Genomic DNA, 15,981 nt, shown 5'->3' with positions numbered 1-15,981 from the left:
CTGCCGATGCTGCTGCTGGTGGTGCTGATGGTGGTGCTGATGGTGCTGGTGTTGTCAGGGTGCGTGTCGTGCTGGGCGTGACCGGTCCTCTGTGCGAGTTACCCGTCCTGTTCCTCATTCACATAGACGCGAGGAACGCGCGTTCCGATCCGGGTCACGATCTCGTAGGCGATGGTTCCGGCCGCCTGCGCCCAGTCCTCGGCCGTGGGCTCGCCGCGGTCCCCCGGGCCGAAGAGCACCGCCTCGGCGCCCGGCGCGGGCTCGTCGCCGCCCAGGTCGACCACGAACTGGTCCATGGCGACCCGCCCCGCGATCGTGCGCCACTTGCCCTCGACCAGGACCGGCCCGGCCGAGGAGGCGTGCCGCGGGATGCCGTCGGCGTAACCCAGCGGGACGAGGCCGAGAGTGGTCGCGCCGGGCGTCACATACCGGTGGCCGTAGCTGACACCGTGCCCACCCGGCACCTGCTTGACCAGGGCGAGCGAGGCGGAGAGCGTCATCACCGGGCGCAGCCCGAAGTCGGCCGGGGTGCCCAGCTCGGGGCTGGGCGAGATGCCGTAGGTGGCGATGCCGGTGCGGACCAGGTCGAAGTGGCTCTCGGGCAGCGTGAGCGTGGCCGGAGAGTTGGCGATGTGCCGCACCTCGGGGCGGACGCCCCGCTCCTCGGCGTACGCGACCATCTCCCGGAAGCGGCCGAGCTGGGCGGCGATGGAGGGATGGCCGGGTTCGTCGGCGCAGGCGAAGTGCGACCACAGCCCCGTGACGCGCACAAGCCCCTCGGCCTCGGCGCGCAGCGCCTCCCGGACCAGCCCGGCCCAGTCCTCCCCGGGCTGGCAGCCGCCCCGTCCGAGGCCGGTGTCGGCCTTGAGCTGCACACGCGCGGGCCGGTCCGCCCGCCGGGCGGCCTCGGTGACCTCCGTCAGGGCCCACATCCCGCTGACGGACACGTCGACGTCCGCCTCGATCGCCTCACGCCAGGGCCCGCCCGGCGTCCACAGCCAGCACATGATGCGGCCCGGCAGCCCGGCGGCCCGCAGGGCCAGGGCCTCCTCGGGCGTCGCCGTGCCCAGCCAGTCCGCTCCCGCGGCGACGGCCGCGCGGGCACACGGCACGGCCCCGTGGCCGTACGCCTCGGACTTCACCACGGCCATCAGGGCAGCGCCCGGCGCGTGGGCACGCAGCGCCCGCACATTGGCCCGCAGGGCGGCCAGGTCGATCTCCGCTCGGGCCCGCAGGGGCGCGGTCCGCGGGGCTGTTCTCTCGCTCATCGCGCCCAGTGTCTCAGAGGTGCCCGACCCGCCCGAGGCGGCGGCCCCCGACGGCACGTGCTCGACGAGCGCGTACGTCCCCTCCCCCGCGGCGCGCGGCTCGACGGCCCTCCTCATCGGCCGACGGCGTGTACACCACCGGCGGCAGCGCCTGGCCGGGCGTGTCGACGGACCAGGGGCGCGCGGGCCCCGGCGCGACGCCCGGGACCAGCTCGCCCAGGGGCCCGGGCGCGGCAGGCCCCGGACTCGGAACGCGAACGGGAAGGGGAAAGGGGAGGGGAGGAGAGGGGGGCGACCCACTCCCACGGCGCACCCCACCGGCCCCCAGCACGCCCTCTCACTCAGCCCAGAACATTCCGCCAAGCCTCCGGCACGGCCTCCGCCACGTCATGCGCCCCCACCGGTGCCCCGTCCGCCGCGAGCCTCCCGGCCAGCCCGTGCACATACGCCCCCACACTCCCCGCGTCCACCGCGGAAAGCCCCGCCGCCAGCAACGACCCCGCGAGCCCCGACAACACGTCCCCGCTCCCGGCCGTGGCCAGCCAGGACGTCCCCGTCGGATTCACCCGCACCGCACCGCCCCCCGAGTCGGCGACCAACGTCGTGGACCCCTTGAGCAGCACGGTCGCCCCGTACCGCCCGGCCAGCTCCCGCACCGCGGCCAGCCGCCCGCCTTCGACCTCCTCCCGGTCGACCCCGAGCAGCGCCGCCGCCTCCCCGGCATGCGGCGTCATCAGCGTCGGCGCCCGCCGCGCCCGTACGACTGCCGCCTCGGCCAGCCGCAGCCCGTCCGCGTCGACCAGCACCGGGACGTCCGCCGCCAGCACCTCCCCGACCGTCGCCGCGTCGTCCCCGGCCCCCGGCCCGACGACCCACGCCTGCACCCGCCCGGCGTTATTCGGCCCCTGGTCCGACACGAGGGTCTCGGGGAACCGTGTGAGGACGGCGGCCCCGGCCGGCCCGACGTACCGCACGGCCCCGGCCCCGCCCCGCAGCGCTCCCGCGACGGCGAGCACGGCGGCGCCGGGGTAGCGCGCGGACCCCGCGGCGATACCGACGACACCCCGCCGGTACTTGTCGCTCTCGGCCCGCGGCACCGGCAGCAGCCGCGCCACGTCCGCGTGCTGCAACGCCTCCAGCTCCGGCTCGGCCGGCAGATCGAGACCGATGTCGACCAGCCGCACCGACCCCGCGTACTCCCGCGCCGGATCGACCAGCAGCCCCGGCTTGTGCGTGCCGAACGTCACCGTCAGATCGGCCCGGACCGCGGCGCCGCGCACCTCCCCGGTGTCGGCGTCGACCCCGCTCGGCAGATCGACGGCGACCACGGCGCCCCGCGACCGCTCGGCGGCGGCGGCCAGCGGCACCGCGTCCGGCCGCAGCCCGCCCTTCCCGCCGATCCCGACGATGCCGTCGACGACGAGATCCGCCCGCTCGACCAGCTCCTCGACAGCCTGCGCGCCCTCGCCGGCGCCTTCGGCCCCACCGGCGCTCACGACCCGCCCCCCGGCCCGCCGCAGCGCCGCGAGGCCCCCGGCGTGAGCCCGCTCCGGCGCGAGCAGCACCGCAGTGACGCCGGCCCCGCGCCGGGCCAGCCGGGCCCCCGCGTACAGCGCGTCACCGCCGTTGTCCCCGCTCCCGACCAGCAGCACGACCCTGCTCCCGTACACCCGCCCCAGCAGGTCGGCGCAGGCCGCGGCGAGTCCGGCGGCGGCGCGTTGCATCAGCGCCCCCTCCGGCAGCCGCGCCATCAGCTCCCGTTCGGCGGTCCTGACCGTCTCCACGCTGTACGCACTACGCATGCGGTCGAGTTTCCCGTAGGACCGCCCGGCCACTCCCCCGTATCCCGCGTAACTGCGGACCGTGTCGCGTCCATTGACGCTTTGCCTGCCCTTTGCCAGACTCACCGGCCGCGCAGAAAGCGCTTGCACACCCCCCACATTCGACGAAACCGAGGCCACCATGGGACGCAGAGCCGCATTCCTCGCCGCCGCCGGTGCCACCGCCGTCCTCACCGCCGCCGGCACCCTCACCGCACCCGCCACCGCCGCGCCCACACGAGCGGCGGCCTGCGGGGACGGCTCCTACCAGGCCGAGGCCGTGCAGAGCGGCGCCAACTGGACCACCCGGCGCGGCGGCAGCACGGTCTACACCGGCACCGACATGCGCGCCGCCGTCCAGGCGGCCGTCAACAGCCTCTCCTCGGGCCGCACGTCGAAGGAGCGGGTCGTGGTCCGCGGCTCGGGCTCGATCTCGGCGGGCTCACGCATCTCGCTCCCGAGCTACACCGTCCTCGACGTCTGCGGCACCATCAACGTCACCGGCAGCGGCTCCGGTGACCAGGCGCCGGTCTACTCCCGCGGCACCCGCGACGTCGAGGTCCAGAACCTCAAGCTCACCGGCACCCCGCTCTACGGCATCTTCCTGCGCAACGTGCAGAACGTCGTGCTCGGCCAGATAGACATGCGCCTGACCCGCGGCCTGGGCGTCCGCATCGACAACCGCGGCGACACCAGCCAGTGGACGCGCAACGTCCGCATCGACAACGTCTTCGTCTCCGGCGCGTCCAGCCACGCGGTCGAGACCTACGGCGTCGACGGCATCACCATCGGCACGGTCACCGCCCGCAACGTCGGCGAGTCCGGCCTGCTGCTCAATCAGACCATCAACGCGAGCGTCACCAAGGTGGACGCCGAGAACGCCGGCACCGGCACCGGCTACGCCGCCTTCCGCATGGCCAACCGCAACGGCCGGGTCGGCAGCGGCTACCCGACCAACATCCGGGTCGGCGAGGTCATCGCGCGCGGCGGCGGACGCGGGGTGTTCTGCGTCTCGGAGAGCGGCGGGGCGACGATCGACAAGGTGACGATCTCCAATACCGGCAACAACTCGGTCCTGATCGAGAACTGCTACAACGTCAGCCTCGCCGCGCGGAGCGGCACGATCTCGGGCGGCGGCGAACTGCGCCTGGCCGCCCGCTCCGAGTTCCCGAACAACAAGGACATCACCATCCAGAACCTGACGGTCACCAACTCGGCCATCAGGGAGAGCCCGTGTGGTGAGAACACGACGTTCCGCAACATCACGCGGGTGAACAGCAGCCAGACGATCTGCTGACGCCGCGCCCGCGAAGCCCTGGCCCGTGGAGCCCTCGCCCTCACCCGGCGGGGGCTTCGGCACGCAGGTGGCTCAGCGCCTCCATGGCTTCGCGTTCGATGCGCGCGATGTCGTGGAGGACGGTGCCCGCCCGTGCGAGGCACTGCTCATCGCCCGACTCACCGGCGTCCGTGATGAGCGCCGCGACCTGCGTCCACAAGCCGGCCGCTTCCGAGTACAGCCTGTGGCCGGTGCGCAGACGGCCACTGTCGACCAACTGGGCGCATTCGGCGAGGAAGTCGCGGTAGAGGTTGCGGAACAAGGCACCGCCGGTGCCGGCCTTCTCCATGAGGAGGCCGGCCTGCGGCAGGTCCCGCCGGGGGGCGTCGGTGCGCCGGAGCCAGCCGGGTACGAGCTTCCCGGCCTTCTCGATGCCTCGGTGGCCGAGGTTGGCGATGGGCGGGTCGAGGAAGGCGTCGGCGCATCGAGTGATGGCCGGAATGATCCGGCTCTCCAGGGAGGGCACCTTCCCGGCGACGGTGAGCGTGAAGGACCGGTGCCTGGCGGTCATCGGCCCGCGCGCGGCCCGGGCCCGGGCGAGGCTGCTCAGGCTGGTGGACACGGCTCCGCCCTGCTGGCCGGTGTCCACCAGGTAGGCGTCGTGCTCGTCGTAGCCGTACAGGGCGACGACATGACCGCCGAAGTGCACCTTCGAGGTGAAGTAGTCCAGGTGGTGGCTGTCGAGCTGGAGCCCGACGGGCAGTCCGGCGTCGATGGCGTTCGCCACGCTCTCCCAGGCCTTACGGGCGGAGCCGGTCTCCTGGACCGCGAGTTCCAGCCCCAGCCCGGCGGCCAGGTTCCTGGTGAGTTCGAAGGGCTTGACCCGCCCGCCGAGAAAGGGAAAGTCCATGTTCTTGCTGTCCCAGTAGATGAAGGACAGCCCGGACCCGAGGCCGAAGAGCATGGGCTCGGACAGGTCGATCCCCTGATGCCGCAGCAGCACACCCAGAGCCGACGTCTCGCAGTGCTGCGTACCGCGGGGGTCGACGCCCTTCACCGTGGTCACACCAAGCCCTCCGGCGCGCTCCTGTGGTCCACGCGTAACTCCCCGGCCACCCGGCTCATCCTTCCGCGATCACCACGGCCGAGGCGACACCGGCGTCATGGCTCAGGGACACGTGCCAGGACCGCACGCCGAGTTCTGCGGCGCGCGCGGCCACGGTCCCGGTCACCCGCAGCCACGGCTGCCCACTGTCCTCGACACACACCTCGGCATCGGTCCAGAGCAGCCCGGGCGGCGCACCGAGCGCCTTGGCCAGTGCCTCCTTGGCGGCGAACCGCGCAGCCAGGGAGGCGACCCCCCGGCGCTCCCCACTGGGCAGCAACAACTCCCGCTCCACGAACAGCCGTCCGGCCAACGCAGGCGTACGCTCCAGCGATGCCGCGAACCGATCGATCTCGGCAACGTCGATCCCGACCCCGATGATGCTCATGCGCAGCACCCTACGGCGAGACTCCACCGCCTTCGGCCTCGACGGTGGTGACTAGTGCCGCGGCAGGCAACGTCCGCCCCGTCGCGACGCCCGGCACGCTCCCCCACTGCCTCAAGGGCGTGGGAGGTGCCCCCACTCGCCGCACCGACCGAAAGCCCGAGTACGTCCCGTACGAGGGCTTCCGGCCGGCACTCCCCCAGCCTTCGGCCGGGGCCCCCAGAGCACGCACCGGACGCCGCTCCTTGACGGGCGAACGTTGCCTGCCGCGGCACTAGCATGATCGGCATGGAATGGGACGGCCTCACCGACCGCGAGCGCTACGGGGACTGGTACCTGAAGGAGCGGGACCGGTTCTCGGACCTGGCCCGGGACGCCGACTGGGACGGCCTGTTCGGGGAGCTGGCGCAGCATCCCGAGCGGGTCAATCTCGCCCGCCCCGGGAACCGCAGCGGGTTCGCCCCGCTGCACCAGGCCGCCTGGCACGGCGCCACGATCGCGGTCGTCTCCCGGCTGATCGCGCACGGCGCCTGGCGCACCCAGCGCGCCCGGGACGGACGGCGCCCGGTGGACATCGCCCGGGAGCGGGGTCACACGCATCTGCTGGAGCTCCTGGAGCCGGTCGCGGTGCGGCAGCTTCCCACCCCCGCCGACGCGCTGGAGCGCCACTTCCACGCGATGCTGCGGGAGCGCACCGGCAGCTGCTTCGACGAGATCGAGCACCTCCTGCCACCGCTGTCCCCCCTGACGGAGGGTCGGGACGTGCGGATCTTCTTCCGGGTGGTCGGCATGATGGGAGGCTTTCACTACCGCCTCCACGCGGACATCGTGCACGTGCACGGCAGCTCGCGGATGGACGGCGACAACGGGGACTTCTACCACGTGACCCCCGACGGCTGGACCAAGCTTCCCTACAGCCCCAAGCCGCCGCCGCCCTGGACCTTCCCCTACTGAACCCCTGAACGTGAACTCCCCCTCCCCCTTGTACAGTTCGGGATGACCGCGATGTGCAAACCGCATCGCACGCAACGGGAGGAACGCACCACCATGAAGTTCAAGTCGCTGGGGACCGCGGCCACTTCGATAGCTCTCTTCGCAACTGCCCTCACCGGCACCGTCGCTACCGCCGGCACCGCCGCCGCGGCCCCGCCGAAGGACTGCAGCAAGGCGATCGTCAACGTCAAGGCCAAGGAGACCGTCAAGGTCCGCACCTCGCCGAAGACGTCCGCCACCGCCCTCGGCATCTGGGGCAAGGGCAAGCGGGGCGGGATCTGCAACGACGGCAAGGCCTACAAGGGTGGCTCCTACAAGGCCTGCGGCAAGAAGAGCAACATGTGGTACTACGGCGGCGACAAGGTGAACGGCTGGGTCCCGAAGACCTGCATCAACTGGTAGTCGCCGACTGCACGGGGGCGAACGGCGACCGGCCGTTCGCCCTTTTCCGTTGTTCCGCTACTCCACCGTCACCGACTTCGCCAGGTTCCGGGGCTGGTCCACCTCGTTCCCGCGAACCGTCGCCAGTTCGCACGCGAACACCTGGAGCGGCACCGCCGCCACGAGCGGCTGGAGCAGGGTCGGCGTGGCCGGCACCCGGATCAAGTGGTCCGCGTACGGCGCCACCGCCCCGTCCCCGTCCTCCGCGATGACGATCGTCCGCGCGCCCCGCGCCCGGATCTCCTGGATGTTGGACACCATCTTGTCGTGCAGCACGGACCGCCCGCGCGGCGACGGCACCACGACGACCACCGGCAGATCCTCCTCGATCAGGGCGATCGGGCCGTGCTTCAACTCCCCCGCCGCGAACCCCTCGGCGTGCATGTACGCCAGTTCCTTGAGCTTCAGCGCGCCCTCCAGCGCCACCGGATACCCCACATGCCGGCCGAGGAACAGCACCGTGTTCTTCGAGGCGAGCGTGCGCGCCAGCTCCCGCACCGGCTCCATCGTGCCCAGCACCTGCTCCACCGCTCCGGCGATCGAGGACAGGTCGCGGATCACCGCCCGGATCTCGTCGCCCCACTTGGTGCCCCGCACCTGGCCCAGATACAGGGCGACCAGGTAACACGCGACGAGCTGCGTCAGGAACGCCTTGGTGGAGGCGACGGCCACCTCGGGACCGGCGTGCGTGTACAGCACCGCGTCCGACTCGCGCGGGATCGTCGAGCCGTTGGTGTTGCAGATCGCCAGCACTTTGGAGCCCTGCTCGCGGGCGTGCCGCAGCGCCATGAGCGTGTCCATGGTCTCGCCGGACTGGGAGATGGCGATGACGAGGGTCTGCGCGTCGAGGATCGGATCCCGGTACCGGAACTCACTGGCCAGTTCCACCTCGCACGGCAGACGCGTCCAGTGCTCGATGGCGTACTTGGCGATCATCCCGGCATGGAAGGCCGTACCGCACGCGACGATGACGACCTTGTCGATCTCCCGCAGCACCCCCGCGGGGATCCGCACCTCGTCAAGGGTCAGCGAACCCGAGCCGTCGATCCGGCCCAGCAGCGTATCGGCGACCGCCTTGGGCTGCTCGGCGATCTCCTTGAGCATGAAGTAGTCGTAGCCCCCCTTTTCCGCGGCCGACGCGTCCCAGTCGACGTGGTACGAGCGGACATCGGCGGGGCGGCCGTCGAAGCCCGTCACCGTCACGCCGTCGCGGCGCAGTTCCACCACCTGGTCCTGTCCCAGCTCGATCGCCGACCGCGTGTGGGCGATGAACGCGGCGACGTCCGAGGCGAGAAAGGCCTCGCCCTCTCCGACGCCCACCACCAGCGGCGAGTTCCGCCGCGCGCCCACCACCACGTCCGGCTCGTCGGCGTGCACGGCGACCAGCGTGAACGCGCCCTCCAGCCGCCGGCACACCAGCCGCATCGCCTCGGCGAGGTCCGCGCACGACGAGAACTCCTCGGCGAGCAGATGCGCGACGACCTCGGTGTCGGTCTCGGAGGTCAGCTCGTGCCCCCGCTCCTCCAACTCGGCCCGCAGCAGGGCGAAGTTCTCGATGATGCCGTTGTGGACGACCGCGACCCGCCCCGCGTTGTCGATGTGCGGGTGGGCGTTGGCGTCGGTCGGGCCGCCGTGTGTGGCCCACCGCGTGTGACCGATGCCCGTCGTGCCCGTCGGCAGCGGCCTGCCGTCCAGTTCCTTCTCCAGGTTGAGGAGCTTGCCCGCCTTCTTTGCCGTCGCCAGCCCGCCGTCGGCCAGCACGGCGACGCCCGCCGAGTCGTACCCCCGGTACTCCAGCCGCTTCAGCCCGGCCGTCACGACCTCGAGCGCCGCCTGCAGCCCCACGTATCCCACGATTCCACACATGGGCCGCAAGCTTAGGGTCGTTTCCCGCGCCGAACCTGCCGTTGCGTGCCCGAAATCGGAAATTCCCACCGGGGTACGAAGGCCTGACCCCTCGTTCTCACACTTTCGCGCGGTACGCCCTCATCGCCAGCGGATAGAACACGAGCGCGATCCCCGCCGCCCACACCAGCGACCACAGCACCGGCTCCGCCACCGCCCCGCCGAGCAGCAGCCCGCGGAAGGCGTCGGACAGGTGGGTGACCGGGTTGACGTCGCTCCACGCCTGGAGCCAGCCCGGCATGGTGTCGACGACGACGAAGGCGCTGCTGGTGAAGGTGATCGGGAAGATGAGGGTGAAGGCGAAGGCCTGCACCTTCTCCGCGTCACCGGCCATCATCCCGATCAGCACCGCGCACCACGACACGGCCGCGGCGAACACCACCAGCAGCAGCGCGCCGAGCAGGAACCCGCCGAAGCCGCCGGTGATGCGGAAGCCGAGGGCCAGTCCGAGGCCGATCATCAGCAGCATCGCCCACACATGCTTGGCGAGGTCGGCGGTGATCCGCCCGATCAGCGGGGCGGAGCGCGCGATGGGCAGGCTGCGCAGCCGGTCGAAGACGCCCTTGGTGAGGTCGGTGTTGAGCGCCATGGCCGTGTACATCGTCATGAACAGCGTGTTCTGCACGATGATCCCGGGCAGCGCGTACTTCAGATACGCCTCGGGCGATCCGGCCATCTGCCCGCCCAGCACGTAGGTGAACAGGAAGACGAACATGATCGGCGTGATGCTGTAGTCGACCAGTTCGAGCGGGTTGTGCTTGACGGCGACCAGGCTCCGCCAGGCCATCGTGAAGGTCTGCCGCAGCCCGGCGAGGGGCGGCACGCGGCCCGACGCGGTGACCGGCGCGGTGATGGTGGTGGCGGTCATGAGCGGCTCACCGCCTTCTCCAGCTCGCCCTCGCCTTCGCCCTCGTCCCGGACGGCCGTGCCGCCGTCCTGTTCGGGCTCACCCGGTTCGGCCCGGTGGCCGGTCAGGGCGAGGAAGACCTCGTCGAGCGAGGAGCGGCGCAGGGCCAGCTCGCCCACCGCGATCCCCTCCCGGTCCAGCGCGCGCACGACGGCCGGCATCAGCTCGGGGTCCTTCACCGGAGCGGTGATCCTCTCGCCCTCGATCCGGGTCTCCGGGCCGGCGGCCCCGGCCACCAGCGCGTGCGCCCGCGCGAGGTCCTGCCCGAGGATCGGCCGCAGCTCCAGCACCTGGCCGCCGACCTGGGCCTTCAGCTGGTCCGGCGCGCCCTCGGCGATCACCCGGCCCTTGTCGATCACCACGATGTCGTCGGCGAGCACATCGGCCTCGTTCAGGTACTGCGTGGTCAGCAGGGCGGTCGCACCGTCCGCGACCAGGCCGCGCAGCAGGTCCCACAGCTCGCCGCGGCTGTGGGGGTCCAGGCCCGTGGTCGGCTCGTCGAGGAAGAGGATGCTGGGCCGTCCGACCAGGCTGGCCGCGAGGTCCAGGCGCCGGCGCATGCCTCCGGAGAAGGTCTTCGCGGCCCGGCCGGCCGCGTGCGTCAGCTGGAAGCGTTCCAGCAGCTCACCGGCCCGCGCCTTGGCCTCCCGCCTCGGCAGACCCAGCAGTCTGCCGATGAGCAGGAGATTCTCCGTGCCGGTCAGGTTCTCGTCGACCGCCGCGTACTGCCCGGTCAGCCCGACCGTGGCCCGTACGACCCCGGCCTCGCGGACCACGTCGTGACCGGCCACCCGGGCCGAGCCCCCGTCCGGGCGCAGCAGCGTCGCGAAGATCCGCACCGCGGTCGTCTTCCCGGCGCCATTGGGCCCCAGCAGCCCAAGCACCGTGCCCTTGCGGGCCGCCAGATCGACACCGGCCAGCGCCTCGGTCTCCTTGAACCGTTTGACCAGGCCTTCCGCTTCTATCGCATACGTCATGGGTCACCCCTCGGCGTTCCTGGACCCCGGCCCGGGCCCACCTCTCCCACAACTGTGACGCACGCCACTGACATTCCTCCCCTTGGTCGCTTTCCTCGCGAATGGGAAGGCCTGAGGACGCTGCGTGACGGATCCCACCTCACCGTCCGTTCGTACGGCCGTAACAATGGACTGTGATCTCTCCGGCTTCCTCGATGCCCCGGAGCGCCCACCGGCAGCGGCCGGAGGCGACTCCCTACGTCGACCTCACCCGAGCCGAGTGGAGCGCGTTGCGCGACAAGACGCCGCTGCCGCTGACGGCCGAGGAGGTCGAGAAGCTGCGCGGCCTCGGCGATGTCATCGACCTCGACGAGGTGCGGGACATCTACCTCCCGCTGTCCAGGCTTCTCAACCTCTACGTCGGCGCCACCGACGGCCTCAGAGGCGCGCTCAACACGTTCCTGGGCGAGCAGGGCTCCCAGTCCGGCACCCCGTTCGTCATAGGAGTCGCCGGGTCGGTCGCCGTGGGCAAGTCGACGGTCGCCCGGCTCCTCCAGGCCCTGCTCTCGCGCTGGCCGGAACACCCGCGCGTCGAGCTGGTCACCACCGACGGCTTCCTGCTGCCCACCAAGGAGCTCCAGGCCCGCGGCCTGATGTCGCGGAAGGGATTCCCCGAGTCCTTCGACCGCCGCGCGCTGACCCGCTTCGTCGCCGACATCAAGGCCGGCAAGGACGAGGTCACGGCCCCCGTCTACTCCCATCTGATCTACGACATCGTCCCCGGCGAGAAGCTCACCGTCCGCCGCCCCGACATCCTGATCGTCGAGGGCCTGAACGTCCTCCAGCCCGCCCTCCCCGGCAAGGACGGCCGCACCCGGGTCGGTCTCGCCGACTACTTCGACTTCAGCGTGTACGTGGATGCCCGGGTCGAGGACATCGAGCGCTGGTACCTCAACCGCTTCCGCAAGCTGCGCGCGACCGCCTTCCAGAACCCGTCCTCGTACTTCCGCAAGTACACCCAGGTCTCGGAGGAGGAGGCCCTCGACTACGCCCGGACGATGTGGCGCACGATCAACCAGCCCAATCTGGTCGAGAACATCGCGCCCACCCGAGGCCGCGCCACCCTCGTCCTGCGCAAGGGCCCGGACCACAAGGTGCAGCGCCTCAGCCTGCGCAAGCTGTGACGCCCGGGGGAAAGACCTGTTAGATAGTCGTCATGCTCCACCTGCGACTGATCACGCCGTCCGGGCAGACCGACGACGTGATGCGGCTGATCGAGAAGACGGTCGGCACCACCCACGTCGTCGTCCTGCCGGCCGCCGCCCGCAACCCCGCCGGGGACGTCGTGATGTGCGACGTGGCGCGGGAGGCGGGCGACGAACTGCTCACCGGCCTGCGGGAACTCGGCATCGACACCAGCGGTTCCATAGCCGTCGAGACCATCGACCTGTCCCTGTCCGAGCGGGCCGAGCGGGCCGAGGCCGACGCACCCGGCGAGGGCGCCGACGCGGTCCTGTGGGAGCACCTCAGCGACGCGACGCACGAGGAGTCGACCCTCTCCGTCACCTACCTCGCGTTCATCACCCTCGCCACGATGATCGCGGCCTGCGGCGTGGTCCTGGACAACGCGATCCTGATCGTGGGCGCCATGGCGGTGGGCCCGGAGTTCGGCCCGCTCGCCGGCATCTGCACCGCGATCGTCCGCCGCAGGGGACGCCTGGCCCTGCGCTCGCTGATCGCCCTCCTGGTGGGCTTCGCGGTGGCGATGGCGGTGACGGTCGGCTTCAGCCTCTTCATGGACGCGGTCCACCTGTTCAGCGAGGAGCAACTCAGGGCGGACCGCCCCAACACGGGCTTCATCTACGCCCCCGACTGGTTCTCCTTCGTCGTGGCGGTCCTGGCCGGCATCGCCGGCACGCTCTCCCTGACCTCCGCCAAGTCGGGCGCCCTGGTGGGCGTGGCCATCTCGGTGACCACGGTCCCGGCCGCCGCGAACGCCGCCGTAGCCCTGAGCTACGGCGACACGAAACAGACCTGGGGCTCCACGGAACAACTCCTGCTGAACCTGCTGGGCATCATCGTCGCCGGCACACTGACGTTGCTGACCCAGAAATGGCTCTGGTCCACACAGCACAGGAAAACGCCGTAAGGGCAGCGTCCTCAGGGGCGCGGGGCTGTATATCCATATGCGGCTCCGCCGCGCGGGCGCGACAAGCCACACACGACCCGCGGCCCGCCCCCAGCAGAACCCTCCACCCCCGGGCCCGTTCCCTAACCGAGCGCGGACTTCACCGCATCGGCGAGCCGCCCCGCAACAGACCGAGCCTGCTCGATGTCAGCCGCCTCCACCATCACCCGCACCAACGGCTCGGTCCCCGAGGACCGCAACAACACCCGCCCGGTAGCGCCCAGCTCCCGCTCCGCGTCGGCAACCGCCGAGGACAGCTCGGCCGACGTCGTCACCCGGGACTTGTCGACGTCCCGCACATTGATCAGCACCTGCGGCAGCCGCTCCATCACCGACGCCAGCTCCCGCAACGGACGCCCGCTCTGCGCGACCCGCGCCGCCAGCAGCAGCCCCGTCAGCGTGCCGTCGCCCGTCGTCGCGTGGTCGAGAATGATCACGTGCCCGGACTGCTCGCCCCCGAGGGCGTACCCGTGCTCCTTCATCTCCTCCAGCACGTACCGGTCGCCCACGGCGGTCTGCACGAGCCGGATGCCCTCGCGCTCCATGGCCAGCTTGAAGCCCAGGTTGGACATCACCGTCGCCACGACCGTCTCGGCCCGCAGCGTGGACGCCTCCCGCATGGCCAGGGCGAGCACGGCCAGGATCTGGTCGCCGTCCACCTCCTCGCCGGTGTGGTCCACGGCGAGGCACCGGTCGGCGTCCCCGTCGTGCGCGATGCCCAGGTCGGCCCCGTGCTCGACGACGGCGGCCTTGATCTTGTCCAGGTGCGTGGAGCCGCAGCCGTCGTTGATGTTGAGCCCGTCCGGCTCGGCCCCGATCGTGACGACCTCGGCACCGGCCCGCTGGAACACCTCGGGCGAGACCCGGGAGGCGGCGCCGTGCGCCTCGTCGAGGACGACCTTCAGCCCGTCGAGCCGGTTCGGCAGGACGCGCAGCAGATGCTCGACGTACCGGTCGGCGCCCTCCTCGGAGTCGCGCACGCGGCCCACTCCGGCCCCGGTCGGCCGGTCCCACGGGGCGCCGGTGCGGTGCTCCTCGTAGACGGACTCGATCCGGTCCTCCAGCTCGTCGGCGAGCTTGTGCCCGCCGCGGGCGAAGAACTTGATGCCGTTGTCGGGCATGGCGTTGTGGCTCGCGGAGAGCATCACACCGAGGTCGGCGCCGAGCTCGCCGGTCAGGTACGCCACCGCCGGCGTCGGCAGCACGCCGACCCGCAGCACGTCCACGCCGGCACTGGCGAGGCCCGCGACCACGGCGGCCTCCAGGAACTCCCCGGACGCACGCGGATCACGCCCGACCACCGCGGTCGGCCGGTGTCCCTCGAACGTGCCCGCCTCGGCCAGTACGTGCGCCGCGGCCACGGAGAGGCCGAGGGCCATCTCCGCCGTCAGATCCGCGTTGGCGACACCGCGCACGCCGTCCGTGCCGAAGAGTCGTCCCACTGTGGTGTCCTCCGAATTGCGAGAGAGTGCGGCTCCAGTACATCCCCGGGGACGGTCCGACATCCGCAGGGGTTGTGTACGGGAACGCCCCGGCGGCACAGAACGTGCCGCCGGGGCGATCGTTGCGAAATCAGGCGCAACGTTGCGAAGACAGTCGCAACGACAGCGACGCGATTAGCGCTTGCTGTACTGCGGGGCCTTGCGGGCCTTCTTCAGACCGGCCTTCTTGCGCTCGACCGCACGGTCGTCGCGGCGGAGGAAGCCGGCCTTCTTGAGGGCGCCGCGGTTGTTGTCGACGTCCGCCTCGTTCAGCGCGCGGGCGACACCGAGACGGAGCGCACCGGCCTGGCCGGAGACACCGCCACCGGCGATGCGGGCGACGACGTCGTAGCGGCCCTCGAGCTCGAGCACCTTGAAGGGCTCGTTGACTTCCTGCTGGTGCACCTTGTTCGGGAAGTAGTCCTCGAGGGTGCGACCGTTGATCTTCCACTTGCCGGTGCCCGGGATGATCCGGACGCGGGCGATGGCGTTCTTGCGACGGCCCAGGCCGGCGGCCGGCTGGGGCTCGCCGAAGCGGGAGGCCATGGACTCCGAGGTGTACTCGCCCTCGACGGGCACCTCGGACTCGGTGGTGTAGCTGTCGATGTCAAGCTCTTCGAGCGGCTGCTCGGCAGTGGTCTCGGCCACGATTCTCCTCAGATTCTCTTCAGTCTTAGGGGGTGGCCGGACTTACTGCGCGACCTGGGTGATCTCGTACGGCTGCGGCTGCTGCGCGCCGTGCGGGTGCTGGTCACCCTTGTAGACCTTCAGCTTCGAGAGCATCTGACGGCCCAGAGTGTTCTTGGGGAGCATGCCCTTGACGGCCTTCTCGATGGCCTTCTCGGGGTTCTTGTCGAGCAGCTCGTCGTAACGGACGGAGCGCAGACCACCCGGGTAGCCGGAGTGGCGGTACGCCATCTTCTGGGTCCGCTTGTTGCCGGACAGGTGCACCTTGTCCGCGTTGATGATGATGACGAAGTCACCAGCGTCGACGTGGGGCGCATAGATCGGCTTGTGCTTGCCCCGGAGGAGGGTCGCTGCGGTGGTGGCGAGACGACCCAGGACAACGTCCTGGGCGTCGATGACGTGCCACTGGCGCGTCACATCGCCGGGCTTGGGGCTGTACGTACGCACGGTTCGTAGCCTTCGCTTCGAGTGAATGGTCCTGAACAGGTCACCGAAACGATCACGACAGCCTTGACCGCACTGCGGTGACGCAAACCGCGTGCTGGTCGCTGGTCATCGGCCCGGTGGAC

15 protein-coding genes are annotated in these 15,981 nt (G+C 71.2%); 5 read left to right on the top strand and 10 right to left on the bottom strand.

Annotated features, from left to right (window positions below):
• Positions 1-98: 98 nt before the first annotated feature.
• A complete protein-coding gene (gene alr / locus AC07F0_RS10300; protein ID WP_478976702.1) occupies positions 99-1,268 on the bottom strand; it encodes an alanine racemase in 1,170 nt (389 codons plus the stop codon).
• A 341-nt stretch (positions 1,269-1,609) separates the two neighbouring features.
• Positions 1,610-3,070 (bottom strand): NAD(P)H-hydrate dehydratase, encoded by a 1,461-nt coding sequence (locus AC07F0_RS10295; RefSeq protein ID WP_478976699.1) that lies wholly within the window; start codon positions 3,068-3,070, stop codon positions 1,610-1,612.
• A 160-nt stretch (positions 3,071-3,230) separates the two neighbouring features.
• Between AC07F0_RS10295 and AC07F0_RS10290 the strand changes: the two genes are divergently transcribed.
• A complete protein-coding gene (locus tag AC07F0_RS10290) occupies positions 3,231-4,385 on the top strand; it encodes a hypothetical protein (protein WP_478976696.1) in 1,155 nt (384 codons plus the stop codon).
• Between the two features lie 40 nt (positions 4,386-4,425).
• Here AC07F0_RS10290 and AC07F0_RS10285 read toward each other — a convergent pair whose 3' ends face one another.
• The gene (locus AC07F0_RS10285) at positions 4,426-5,430 is read right to left on the bottom strand and encodes a BtrH N-terminal domain-containing protein (protein ID WP_478976693.1); all 1,005 of its coding nucleotides are present in this window, start codon (positions 5,428-5,430) and stop codon (positions 4,426-4,428) included.
• Positions 5,431-5,485: 55 nt separating this feature from the next.
• Positions 5,486-5,857 (bottom strand): holo-ACP synthase, encoded by a 372-nt coding sequence (locus tag AC07F0_RS10280; RefSeq protein ID WP_086565408.1) that lies wholly within the window; start codon positions 5,855-5,857, stop codon positions 5,486-5,488.
• 285 nt (positions 5,858-6,142) lie between these two features.
• On the opposite strand from AC07F0_RS10280, the gene AC07F0_RS10275 reads away from it, so the two are divergent.
• Entirely contained in the window at positions 6,143-6,808 is a 666-nt protein-coding gene (locus AC07F0_RS10275) for an ankyrin repeat domain-containing protein (RefSeq protein ID WP_478976691.1), read from the top strand.
• Between the two features lie 93 nt (positions 6,809-6,901).
• Positions 6,902-7,249 (top strand): hypothetical protein, encoded by a 348-nt coding sequence (locus tag AC07F0_RS10270; RefSeq protein WP_150482538.1) that lies wholly within the window; start codon positions 6,902-6,904, stop codon positions 7,247-7,249.
• Between the two features lie 57 nt (positions 7,250-7,306).
• On the opposite strand, the gene glmS is transcribed toward AC07F0_RS10270, so the two are convergent.
• The 3 genes from glmS to AC07F0_RS10255 all read right to left on the bottom strand — a co-directional run bounded on the left by glmS (position 7,307) and on the right by AC07F0_RS10255 (position 11,077).
• A complete protein-coding gene (gene glmS / locus AC07F0_RS10265; protein WP_478976689.1) occupies positions 7,307-9,154 on the bottom strand; it encodes a glutamine--fructose-6-phosphate transaminase (isomerizing) in 1,848 nt (615 codons plus the stop codon).
• A 97-nt stretch (positions 9,155-9,251) separates the two neighbouring features.
• Positions 9,252-10,061: an ABC transporter permease gene (locus AC07F0_RS10260; protein ID WP_478976686.1), complete on the bottom strand. Its 810-nt coding sequence runs from the start codon at positions 10,059-10,061 to the stop codon at positions 9,252-9,254.
• Positions 10,058-11,077, bottom strand: coding sequence for an ATP-binding cassette domain-containing protein (locus AC07F0_RS10255; RefSeq protein ID WP_478976683.1), 1,020 nt, complete (start codon positions 11,075-11,077; stop codon positions 10,058-10,060). Before AC07F0_RS10255 ends, AC07F0_RS10260 begins: the two co-directional genes overlap by 4 nt.
• A gap of 194 nt (positions 11,078-11,271) precedes the next feature.
• Here AC07F0_RS10255 and coaA point away from each other — a divergent pair, with 194 nt between their 5' ends.
• Both coaA and AC07F0_RS10245 read left to right on the top strand, forming a co-directional pair.
• On the top strand, positions 11,272-12,240 hold the full coding sequence (coaA, locus tag AC07F0_RS10250; protein WP_436727564.1) for a type I pantothenate kinase: 969 nt from the start codon (positions 11,272-11,274) through the stop codon (positions 12,238-12,240).
• A gap of 32 nt (positions 12,241-12,272) precedes the next feature.
• Positions 12,273-13,205 carry a DUF389 domain-containing protein gene (locus AC07F0_RS10245; RefSeq protein ID WP_478976680.1) on the top strand — a complete coding sequence of 311 codons (933 nt, stop codon included), beginning with the start codon at positions 12,273-12,275 and terminating at the stop codon, positions 13,203-13,205.
• Between the two features lie 122 nt (positions 13,206-13,327).
• Here AC07F0_RS10245 and glmM read toward each other — a convergent pair whose 3' ends face one another.
• The 3 genes from glmM to rplM form a co-directional block, all read right to left on the bottom strand.
• On the bottom strand, positions 13,328-14,686 hold the full coding sequence (gene glmM / locus AC07F0_RS10240) for a phosphoglucosamine mutase (RefSeq protein ID WP_436727525.1): 1,359 nt from the start codon (positions 14,684-14,686) through the stop codon (positions 13,328-13,330).
• Between the two features lie 174 nt (positions 14,687-14,860).
• Complete coding sequence (gene rpsI / locus AC07F0_RS10235; protein ID WP_356925149.1) at positions 14,861-15,373, bottom strand: 30S ribosomal protein S9; 513 nt, start codon at positions 15,371-15,373, stop codon at positions 14,861-14,863.
• 42 nt (positions 15,374-15,415) lie between these two features.
• Positions 15,416-15,859, bottom strand: coding sequence for a 50S ribosomal protein L13 (rplM, locus tag AC07F0_RS10230; RefSeq protein WP_010036634.1), 444 nt, complete (start codon positions 15,857-15,859; stop codon positions 15,416-15,418).
• Positions 15,860-15,981: the final 122 nt, after the last annotated feature.

This window comes from Streptomyces sp. NPDC045955, from assembly GCF_056430805.1.
This window is presented reverse-complemented; position numbering and strand designations above follow the sequence as displayed.

Coding starts and splice junctions, on each gene's coding strand:
- AC07F0_RS10275 (WP_478976691.1), top strand. CDS start 6,143: ATGGAATGGGACGGCCTCACCGACCGCGAGCGCTACGGGGACTGGTAC.
- coaA (WP_436727564.1), top strand. CDS start 11,272: ATGCCCCGGAGCGCCCACCGGCAGCGGCCGGAGGCGACTCCCTACGTC.
- AC07F0_RS10290 (WP_478976696.1), top strand. CDS start 3,231: ATGGGACGCAGAGCCGCATTCCTCGCCGCCGCCGGTGCCACCGCCGTC.
- AC07F0_RS10280 (WP_086565408.1), bottom strand. CDS start 5,857: ATGAGCATCATCGGGGTCGGGATCGACGTTGCCGAGATCGATCGGTTC.
- AC07F0_RS10260 (WP_478976686.1), bottom strand. CDS start 10,061: ATGACCGCCACCACCATCACCGCGCCGGTCACCGCGTCGGGCCGCGTG.
- alr (WP_478976702.1), bottom strand. CDS start 1,268: ATGAGCGAGAGAACAGCCCCGCGGACCGCGCCCCTGCGGGCCCGAGCG.
- AC07F0_RS10245 (WP_478976680.1), top strand. CDS start 12,273: ATGCTCCACCTGCGACTGATCACGCCGTCCGGGCAGACCGACGACGTG.
- AC07F0_RS10255 (WP_478976683.1), bottom strand. CDS start 11,077: ATGACGTATGCGATAGAAGCGGAAGGCCTGGTCAAACGGTTCAAGGAG.
- AC07F0_RS10295 (WP_478976699.1), bottom strand. CDS start 3,070: ATGCGTAGTGCGTACAGCGTGGAGACGGTCAGGACCGCCGAACGGGAG.
- AC07F0_RS10270 (WP_150482538.1), top strand. CDS start 6,902: ATGAAGTTCAAGTCGCTGGGGACCGCGGCCACTTCGATAGCTCTCTTC.
- glmS (WP_478976689.1), bottom strand. CDS start 9,154: ATGTGTGGAATCGTGGGATACGTGGGGCTGCAGGCGGCGCTCGAGGTC.